At 38.6% G+C, this 8,695-nt stretch carries 9 protein-coding genes; 2 read left to right on the forward strand and 7 right to left on the reverse strand.

Annotation, left to right across the window (positions count from 1 at the left end):
* Window positions 1-52: 52 nt before the first annotated feature.
* The 4 genes from H148_RS0112150 to H148_RS0112165 form a co-directional block, all read right to left on the reverse strand.
* The gene (locus tag H148_RS0112150) at window positions 53-1,234 is read right to left on the reverse strand and encodes an aspartate aminotransferase family protein (RefSeq protein ID WP_029035050.1); all 1,182 of its coding nucleotides are present in this window, start codon (window positions 1,232-1,234) and stop codon (window positions 53-55) included.
* A gap of 3 nt (window positions 1,235-1,237) precedes the next feature.
* Window positions 1,238-3,046 carry an OstA-like protein gene (locus H148_RS17820; protein ID WP_051286426.1) on the reverse strand — a complete coding sequence of 603 codons (1,809 nt, stop codon included), beginning with the start codon at window positions 3,044-3,046 and terminating at the stop codon, window positions 1,238-1,240.
* Between the two features lie 199 nt (window positions 3,047-3,245).
* The gene (locus tag H148_RS0112160) at window positions 3,246-3,713 is read right to left on the reverse strand and encodes a membrane lipoprotein lipid attachment site-containing protein (protein ID WP_029035051.1); all 468 of its coding nucleotides are present in this window, start codon (window positions 3,711-3,713) and stop codon (window positions 3,246-3,248) included.
* 182 nt (window positions 3,714-3,895) lie between these two features.
* The gene (locus H148_RS0112165) at window positions 3,896-4,078 is read right to left on the reverse strand and encodes a hypothetical protein (protein ID WP_029035052.1); all 183 of its coding nucleotides are present in this window, start codon (window positions 4,076-4,078) and stop codon (window positions 3,896-3,898) included.
* 252 nt (window positions 4,079-4,330) lie between these two features.
* On the opposite strand from H148_RS0112165, the gene H148_RS0112170 reads away from it, so the two are divergent.
* Window positions 4,331-5,278: an alpha/beta hydrolase gene (locus tag H148_RS0112170; protein WP_029035053.1), complete on the forward strand. Its 948-nt coding sequence runs from the start codon at window positions 4,331-4,333 to the stop codon at window positions 5,276-5,278.
* A 704-nt stretch (window positions 5,279-5,982) separates the two neighbouring features.
* On the opposite strand, the gene H148_RS0112175 is transcribed toward H148_RS0112170, so the two are convergent.
* The 3 genes from H148_RS0112175 to H148_RS0112185 all read right to left on the reverse strand — a co-directional run bounded on the left by H148_RS0112175 (window position 5,983) and on the right by H148_RS0112185 (window position 7,359).
* Window positions 5,983-6,405 (reverse strand): type II toxin-antitoxin system VapC family toxin, encoded by a 423-nt coding sequence (locus H148_RS0112175; RefSeq protein ID WP_029035054.1) that lies wholly within the window; start codon window positions 6,403-6,405, stop codon window positions 5,983-5,985.
* Window positions 6,405-6,656, reverse strand: coding sequence for a DUF6364 family protein (locus tag H148_RS0112180; protein WP_029035055.1), 252 nt, complete (start codon window positions 6,654-6,656; stop codon window positions 6,405-6,407). The genes H148_RS0112175 and H148_RS0112180 overlap by 1 nt, the downstream gene beginning before the upstream one ends.
* 235 nt (window positions 6,657-6,891) lie before the next feature.
* Complete coding sequence (locus H148_RS0112185; RefSeq protein ID WP_029035056.1) at window positions 6,892-7,359, reverse strand: hypothetical protein; 468 nt, start codon at window positions 7,357-7,359, stop codon at window positions 6,892-6,894.
* 333 nt (window positions 7,360-7,692) lie between these two features.
* On the opposite strand from H148_RS0112185, the gene H148_RS0112190 reads away from it, so the two are divergent.
* On the forward strand, window positions 7,693-8,658 hold the full coding sequence (locus tag H148_RS0112190; RefSeq protein WP_029034523.1) for an IS110 family RNA-guided transposase: 966 nt from the start codon (window positions 7,693-7,695) through the stop codon (window positions 8,656-8,658).
* Window positions 8,659-8,695 lie beyond the last annotated feature (37 nt).

The raw sequence follows: 8,695 nt of genomic DNA on the forward strand, positions 1-8,695 counted from the left end.
GGCCGTGGTAATATACGAATATGTTGTTAACAAAGTAATTAACACTATGGCTTCACTGCTTTAGATTATCTAATATGTCAATAATTATGCCGCATCCTTCTTTGATCTCATCCCTTGATATTGTTAGTGAGGGTGTTATTCTCACCGCCTTTCCTTCAAATAATAACCAGAATAAAATGAGACCGTTATCCTGTGCCCGAATTATCAATTCATTAACAATTTCTTCTGATTCTAGCATGAGGGCAAGCATCAATCCCCTTCCGCGGACTTCAGAGATTAAAGGATGCACCAATAAATTCCTGAATAATTGCTCTTTTTGAAGGGTTTGTTCCATTAGATCTCCTTCTATCAGCTCCTGAAGGGTAGCCAACGCCGCTGCCGCAATCACCGGATTTCCTCCAAAAGTGGTTATATGCCCCATTTTAGGATTGATACTCAGGGTATCCATAATTTCTGAAGAAGAGGTAAATGCCCCTACTGGCATACCGCCACCCATGCCTTTTCCCATCACAACAATATCCGGCACCATATCATAATTTTCAAATCCAAACAGCTTACCAGTACGGCCAAAACCCGGCTGAATTTCGTCAAGGATAAGCAACGCTCCAACTTCTTCACATCTTGCTTTTACCTTTTTGAGGTAATCATTTTGCGGCTGAATAAATCCCGCACCACCCTGAATGCTCTCCAAAATGACACCTGCAGTATTTTTATTTATTTTCTCAAGGTCTGCATCAAGGTTGAATTCTATCCAGGACACGTCTCCAATAAGAGGACGAAAAGGCTTTTGCCTCTCCTCGAAGGTCATTAAACTTAAAGACCCCATGGTGTTCCCGTGATATGCATTTTTTGCAGCAATAATTCCCGTTCTACCTGTGTAGCGACGGGCGAGTTTTAAAGCCCCTTCTATTGCTTCGGTTCCCGAATTGGTGAGATAAGTTTTCTCCAGCGGGACAGGCAAATTAGCGGCCAGTAACTTACAAAGTTCTACCGCAGGTCCCTGTGCGTATTCACCATATACCATGACATGAAGGTACTTTTCTGCCTGCTGCTTTACAGCCTTTACCACCCTTGGGTGGCAATGACCAAGTGTACAGGCGGAAACCCCGGCAACAAAATCCAGGTATTTTTTATTTTCTGAATCATAGATGTAGGAACCAATCGCATAGGAAATTTCCAACGCCAGCGGTAAAGGCGATGTTTGCGCCTGATATTTTAAAAAATCCTGTTTCAATTTTTAATCCTTTTTGGGTTGGATAGCGACGGCAGGGGAGATGGTATCCTGCTGTTGTTTCTGGATTGGCTGTTTGCTATCCTGTGCCGGAAGGCTGTCCAGTTCTTCCTGTCGTAAGAGTGGTTCGGGTTGGGCAGCTCCTTCACGGGCACCGGGAATAGTATCTGAAGGCGTTTCCTGAAGATCTTCTTCTTGTAAACGACTTTTTTCATTAAGGAGTGGCCCTGTTCGGGTTCCATTATCGAAAAAACTTTCTTCTTCTTCCGGCAGCGGAATTCCCTCAATCCTCACCGGCACATAATCGGGATCATCAGCGAAGAGATCCTCAACAGAATTGGGACGTTCTTCGCCGCGCCAGTTAAAACCCTTTAAAGTGCGATCCTCTTCAGGCAGGTCACTTTCCGGGTAGAGAATTCCATCTACATTATTTATGTAATCCACCATCTCTATTTTACCGTCTTCAAAAAATACTATTATAGAGCTGGAAAGTGTTTTATTAATTCCAATTAGATCTCCGGGATCATTTCTCATAAAATAGAGCGTTTCAGTGTTTTTGACCAGGTCTACCTGCTTCAGTTTATTGTCCTCAATCTTCCCGTACATCTGTAATCCCTTCAATTGATTGTAGCCACCAAGACTATCCCGCTGTATCATAAAAGCATTATCATAGACCTTTAGTGAGTCCATCTTTTCAGTCTCTACATTGGTCATCAAATGAATAGTATCTCCTGTTAGCTGGTTGTTCTCAGACCAAATCACCGGTCGGCCCAGCATCTGGGTTAGTCCCGTCCTTTCCCGAACATGAATGGAATCACTCTTGCCGCTCATGTTGCTCTTGAACATTCGAACATCATAAAAACCGCGAATGACCCTGTCATCCGGTTTTCCTGTTACCATTAAAGTATCTGCATGTAGGTAAATGGAATCCTGTTCCTGCATGCTTACCGCTAATGCACGTTTAGTTATGAACACCGAATCCCTGTCGCGAAAAACTTCGGCATAATGGCCACGGATGATACTTTCATTAATTGTGTCTGTAACTACTATATTATTTGTGGCCGAAGCAAAATTCGTATTCCGGTTAAAATAAAGGCTGTCTCCTTCTAAAAGGCGGTTTTCGTAATCTATTCTTGAGTTTTTAACGAAATAACCTGTGTCTCCACGGGTGTCATAATAACCTCTTTCAGCATAAATAGTAGACTGGTCACTCTCGATCGTCGTTGGTCCGTAGAAATAAGCGTCTCCGGATTCAGAATAAAAATCAAGATGATCAGAGGTCAGGACATAATCGGGATTGGTAATCACGACTTCCGATGCGAAGGTGTATTTTTCATCCTCAAGATAGTACCTGCCAATTCGGCTTTGAAGCACACTTGCCGTATCGCGAATCGTACCGCCGCTGCGGTAGTAAGCTTGTTGTTTTTCCCTATCAAAGAAAAGGGTATCGGTTTGCAGGCTGGTCTGTGGATTTCGCATAAAAACATTTCCGCTCGCAAAAGCAAAACGGGTATTTCCGTTGTATTCAGCATACTGGCTGGTCATGGTAATAGTATCACCCTGCTCCATACGCACATTTCCGTAGGCTTTAAAGAAATTCTCTTCGGCATAATGAATGGCCTGGTCTGCCCAAACTTCAATACCCTGGTGGATAAAATGTACCTGCTCGTTGACCTTGCTCAGAATAAAAGCGCCGGGATACCTTTGCTCGTCTTTAAGAGTGCGTTCACTTTCATAACGAATTTTCCTATCCTCCTGGCCATAACTAATGGAGCCTCCTAGAAAAAGGGCTGCAAAAAGACAATAGAAATAAATGTTCTTCACCAATAGGAATTTGATCCAAAAGTAGTGATTTCTGAAGGAAATACAGGGTACGCCTTTATCTTTTAAGCATAGAAGGATCAGCTTCTTTTATGGTAGGGAATCTTCCTACAGCCCCTGTCATTTCCATATCATTCTCCTTAAATTGACTGTCGGGTTATGTCTATTGAGATTGGTTAAATTATTAGTAGTTTTATTTAACGATTTCAAATATTCTTTCGGTCTGGAGTCCTTCCCATTTCAATTCATTATTATACCATACCCTGGTTATAATTTGATTAGAATTGTTTTTGTCAATCTCCGTTTTGAGGATATCAAAATCAGATTCCGAAAATTCAATTTTTGTTTCTGAATAATTATTTGCAACTATAGTTGTACTGGGGAAAATCACCAAATAAGTTTCGTCCTGTCTTTCAACTGTAGTAATACCTTTTGGGTTATCTAAATTTCCTTTGTAGTACCTGATCCATTCATTATTAATTTTGTGATAGATCGTAATATCGGCTTCGGTGTACCTTCCAACTGGTCCTAAGAGATTTTGACCATCTTCATTAATATATTTTATTGAAACTCCTGTATCTATAATTGTACAACAGTCTTTATCATCTGTAGAACAACCTAAAACCAGGGTTAGGGTAATGAGAAATAAGATTTTTTTCATGGCAGGTAAAGTTTAAGAGGTTAGCGATCTGAATACAGTTTTCTGATTTTTGATGTAATATAATTTTAGATAAATAAGCACAATTGTGGGTTCATGGCTAATTTTTTGATTCCGTTTTTCGGATCTTATATATTTTAACCATGCTTCTAATTTCGGAAACAATTTATTGTTTGCAGTTAAGATTACGACTTCGTGCGGCCAAACTTCCTTTCCTTATTTGCTTTATAAGTTCCAAAAACTGTGATTCCAACTCCCAACCCCAGAGTACCATATTTAAGTATTAAATCAGTATCAAAAAGAGTGGGTGCGCAAATTGTGAATAAAAGACCGATTGCAGCTACTATTAACCCGATGTTATTTTTCATTGATTTTTATTTTCTTCAATTATTTGTATAGTAACTTACTATTTAGTTACAAAATTGGTTGATTATTGACTACCCTAAAGCTGATTTGTTCAACCTAGTGATAAGCTAATGCTATAATTGGAGAGCGACAACTGTCCACGGACTATAAATTATGATCTAAATGCTCATAAACCTGCCGTACTTTGAGCAGGTAAAACTTACAAAATCCAAAAACAATATGTATTTTTAAATTATTAACATAATACATTTCTTATGTCATTTCGATTAAATGCTATTACTAAAAGCGCTGTTTACATATTTTTATTTGCCTTAACTGTATCGGGAATGGCGCAGGATGGAACAATCTACGCACTCGAAGCTCCTGCAGAGCCAGAAGCTATTCCACTGGAAACGGGTGGCGTTGAGAATCAACCTTCCACCGAAACATGGTTCCGCCAGTGGGGTGATCCCATGGCACGGAATATCTCTACTGCAACGCTCACTCCATTCCTGCCAGATCCCGGAAAAGCGAACGGTACGGCCGTGATTGTAGCCCCCGGGGGAGGTTTTAGATGGCTTTCGATGGGCAATGAAGACTGGGAAGTTGCAGAGGCACTTGCGAAGCAGGGAATTGCTGCTTTTGTATTAAAGTACCGGCTTCATCCAACTCCGGAGTCACTCGATGATTTCAGGGCCTCAATGAATCGACCTGTCACGCCTCCATCCGGATCTCCGGATGAAGCGCAGGAGACACCACCACAACGTCCCAGGTCTAATCTTTCCAACCAGCTGGAGGATGCCGAGGCCGCGTACGCTATGATTGTAAACCGGGCTGAAGAATGGGGTGTTGATACAAATAATATCGGAATGATGGGATTTTCGGCCGGTGCCGGCCTCACCATGCATTCAACTCTTAATTCTGAAACTATGGATTTAGCTTTTATCGCTCCCATTTATGGTGGAATGGGTGCAGTAGATGTGCCTGAGAATGCTCCTCCCATGTTCAACGTTATTGCCGCCGATGATTTTCTATTCAATGGGAATTTTGATCTAATCGAGTCCTGGTACAAAGCAGACCGGCCTGTGGAATTTCATCTATATCAGAACGGTGGTCACGGTTTCGGTCTCGGTAATCCCAACCGTACCAGTAATCGCTGGTTCGATGCATTTATATATTGGCTGAAGGTTAATGAATTCCTTCCTGCCGGTTCTGAAGAATAATCGTATTATTGCAGAAATTAAAAGCACCCTTACAGAATAATTAAGATGTGCAGCCGTAGAGCTCAAAGAACGGATTATGTCGAAAGGGGAAAAAGCTTGTTTTGATTGCAGTAAATGACAAACTACTGAAAACAGATTTTTGCAGTTTCAGGACTTCGATATGAGGTTGATGTGCTTCACAATTAGCCTAATGAATTAGGTTTTTTAATTCAGTTGCTATTTGGCACCGCCCTAATAATTGTGATATTCAGTTATTGTAATAAAACATCCATCCGGGTCGTGCAGTGAAAAATCTCTTTTCGTTGAATTTGAATTTATGTGAGTATCTTTTTCAATTGGACAGTGCATTTTTATCACATTCAGGTATATAGAGTCCAGTTCGTTAGTTTTATAATAGAGTGTCAGGCCATTATCGGGGTGGTATCAGGGTTTTCATTGTAGGATGTTAATGTTCTCCCCATTCATGAAGACAAATGAAAACCTCGTCATTTTCATCCTTTAATACAGCGAACTCATTACCTCCGTTGGTTCTTTTGTATCCAAAGACTGATGATGCTGAGCAGGTTATTAGCGCGTTGAATTTCTACTGAAGCAGAGCTTCATCAAAAATTCAACGCGTTAAAAAATATATACTATTGAAATAAAGAGAATTAAATAGTAATTTTAGAAGAGAAGCCGATTATTGCTTTTCATAGGAACCGTTGTTAGCTACTGGCGGTTCCCCGTAAATATGTTTCAGGAGTCATTACTGCAATTTCACTCTTTTTATAATCTTTAATATTTCTGGTTAGAATGATATTTACTTTGCCATTCTTAACTGCTGAATAATTTTGCAGCGCATCTTCAAAATCTTTGAAGTCTGAGTTTAATGAATCAAGCACTACTTCTTTATCAATTTGTAAAACATCAACTATTGTCAAAAGTTGTTTTATTCTTTCAATTACGATATCGTGTTTGGCAGTTTTTCTAAGTAAATAATATGTGTTACAAATAATTACTGGAGTTGTAAATCCTTTTATTTTATTTTCCTCACATAAGTTTAAAATTTCGGTTGCAAATTCTGCAAATGGTTCTCTGTCAAAGAAGAAATCTAAAATAACATCAGTATCAATAAGGACATTTTCCATTATTTATATTTTTCTTCTAAACGATTTCTCAGTTCTTTTTTGTAGTCCATGTCTTTGGGCATTTTGAAAGATCCTTTTAGAGATTTTACTATAGGATTCAGTTTCCTGTCCTTTTGTTTTTGTTCTTCTTTGGTGAGCATCTTTAAATAGTTTTCAATGATATCTGAAAGACTACGATTTTTTTCTTTAGCGTAATCTTTTGCCCTTTTTATGATTTCTTGTTCTATCGTTAATGTGAGTTTAGTATTCATGACCTTTATATTAGAAGTTATAAATACAAATATAAAGAAGAATACCGATTACACGTGTTATTTTATAAAAATTAACACACTTTGTAATCCGCTTGTAGCTAACGTCTCGTATAAAAACAGTGCGAGCTGGCGAGCTTGATTGTCCGCAGGACAATCAGGCGTTGCAAGCGAGCACGGAGTTTCGATTCGAGACTAAATTAAGAAATGTTTTTATATGCTGTTGGCAAACGGTTTTTCAAATCTCCAATATTCGAGAAATCATTGTCTTATATTCTTGAACGTTCTTTCCAAATTCCTTTTTATGATGGAGCCAAAGAAAAATTCCCATTGCTAATATTATTCCTCCAAATACTATGACGTATGAATTGCTGTTTAATTTTATGAACATTCCAGCTAAGAAACCTAACCCCAAAATAAAAGTTCCAAACCATAACAACTTTAATAATGGATGCGGAGTAAATGAAATTTCTAGATTAGTCTCATTTGCAGAATCCGTCTTAAATATTTTTCCATTTACAATAATTCTATTTTGAGAACTATTATCCAAGGCAACTAAAATCCGTTTGTGGATTTTAAATTTCACAATATCTTCTTTATTTGATTTCATATTGAGAACAAATCGGTCAGCACTTCCAAGTGAAGATTCTAATTTTTTGGAAATTTCTTGAGGACTATTTTTTATTTGAATTCTCCATTTTTTCATAGTTTCTGTTTAAATGTTTGGTAACGTCTCGTATAAAAACAGTGCGAGTTGGCGAGCTTGATTGTCCGCAGGACAATCAGGCGCTGCAAGCGAGCACGGACTTACGATTCGAGACAGATTTGAGCATCTTAAGTTTGATTTCTTAACTTTTACTAACTAATCAGAAAGAACAAAAGAGAGGAGTAAGGTTATGTTAAGCATAGGAATATTAAATCCGTAAACATTGAAAACCCCCTCTCTTTTCTACTTCAATTTCGTTCAGTTCTATGAGACTTTGATCTCGTTTTTAAGATGTTGAAAGCAAAGTAGGCGTCCTTTCCAAATCAAGTATCTATGAATAAATGTAACCAAATTTATGGAGTAGACATCAGTAAGAATGTATTTGATGTTGTGGACTCTAAAGGAAATCATTCTCAGTTCAAGAATGATGCTAAGGGATTCAAAGCTTTTCAGAAAGCACTTCCTGGTGATGCCTTAGTTGTAATGGAGGCTACAGGGTATTATCACTACCGGCTGGCTCAATTCCTTTATGAACAAGGTGTAATGGTCTCCGTTGTAAATCCGCTGTCAGTTAAGAGATTTATTCAAATGAAATTATCTAAGGTAAAAACAGATAAATCTGATGCTAAAGCTATCTGTGAATATGCCACGGTAAATGAGGTTCCATTATATACTGCAAGAGACAAGAACCAGGCAGAATGCCTACAGCTCCTGCGCCTGATCGATACTTACTTAAAACAAAGCACAGCTATCAAGAATAAGCTGCATGGAGAGAAAACCCTGGGAAAACCATCTAAAACAGTATATCATTCTTTAAACCGCTCTCTAAAAGCCGTGCAGAAAGAAATCCAGATCCTAGAGGACCGCCTATTGGAGATCGTTAAAGAAGAACAACAGAAACAGTTAACTCTACTTAAAAGCATTCCGGGTTTAGGCAAAAAAACTGCTATTATGTTAATCGTTTTGACTGATGGTTTTTCCAACTTTGAAAACGCCAGCCAACTCTGTAGCTACACCGGAATTACTCCTACACTACGCCAATCAGGAAGCAGCGTGAGGGGTCGAAGCCGAATAACCAAAATAGGCAATACAAAGCTCAGAAACCTTTTGTTTATGTGCAGTTTTTCAGCTAGTAAACACAACAAAGCCTGCAGGGAGATCTATGAAAGAATTATAGCAAAAGGGAAAAGTAAAAAACTGGCTCTAATCGCTGTATGTAATAAATTACTCAAGCAGGCATTTGCAATTGCAAAATCAGGTTTGCCTTACCAGGAAAATTTTGTTTCGAAATTAGCTTAGAGAACCTTGTTTTTTAACTCAGTTCTTTGTTTTTATA

The organism is Salinimicrobium terrae DSM 17865, assembly GCF_000424665.1.
Classification (GTDB): Bacteria; Bacteroidota; Bacteroidia; order Flavobacteriales; family Flavobacteriaceae; genus Salinimicrobium; species Salinimicrobium terrae.

Excerpts from the sequence above, each read along its gene's own strand:
- H148_RS0112160 (WP_029035051.1), bottom strand. The coding sequence starts at position 3,713 with ATGAAAAAAATCTTATTTCTCATTACCCTAACCCTGGTTTTAGGTTGT.
- H148_RS0112165 (WP_029035052.1), bottom strand. The coding sequence starts at position 4,078 with ATGAAAAATAACATCGGGTTAATAGTAGCTGCAATCGGTCTTTTATTC.
- H148_RS0112170 (WP_029035053.1), top strand. The coding sequence starts at position 4,331 with ATGTCATTTCGATTAAATGCTATTACTAAAAGCGCTGTTTACATATTT.
- H148_RS0112175 (WP_029035054.1), bottom strand. The coding sequence starts at position 6,405 with ATGGAAAATGTCCTTATTGATACTGATGTTATTTTAGATTTCTTCTTT.
- H148_RS0112180 (WP_029035055.1), bottom strand. The coding sequence starts at position 6,656 with ATGAATACTAAACTCACATTAACGATAGAACAAGAAATCATAAAAAGG.
- H148_RS0112185 (WP_029035056.1), bottom strand. The coding sequence starts at position 7,359 with ATGAAAAAATGGAGAATTCAAATAAAAAATAGTCCTCAAGAAATTTCC.
- H148_RS0112190 (WP_029034523.1), top strand. The coding sequence starts at position 7,693 with ATGAATAAATGTAACCAAATTTATGGAGTAGACATCAGTAAGAATGTA.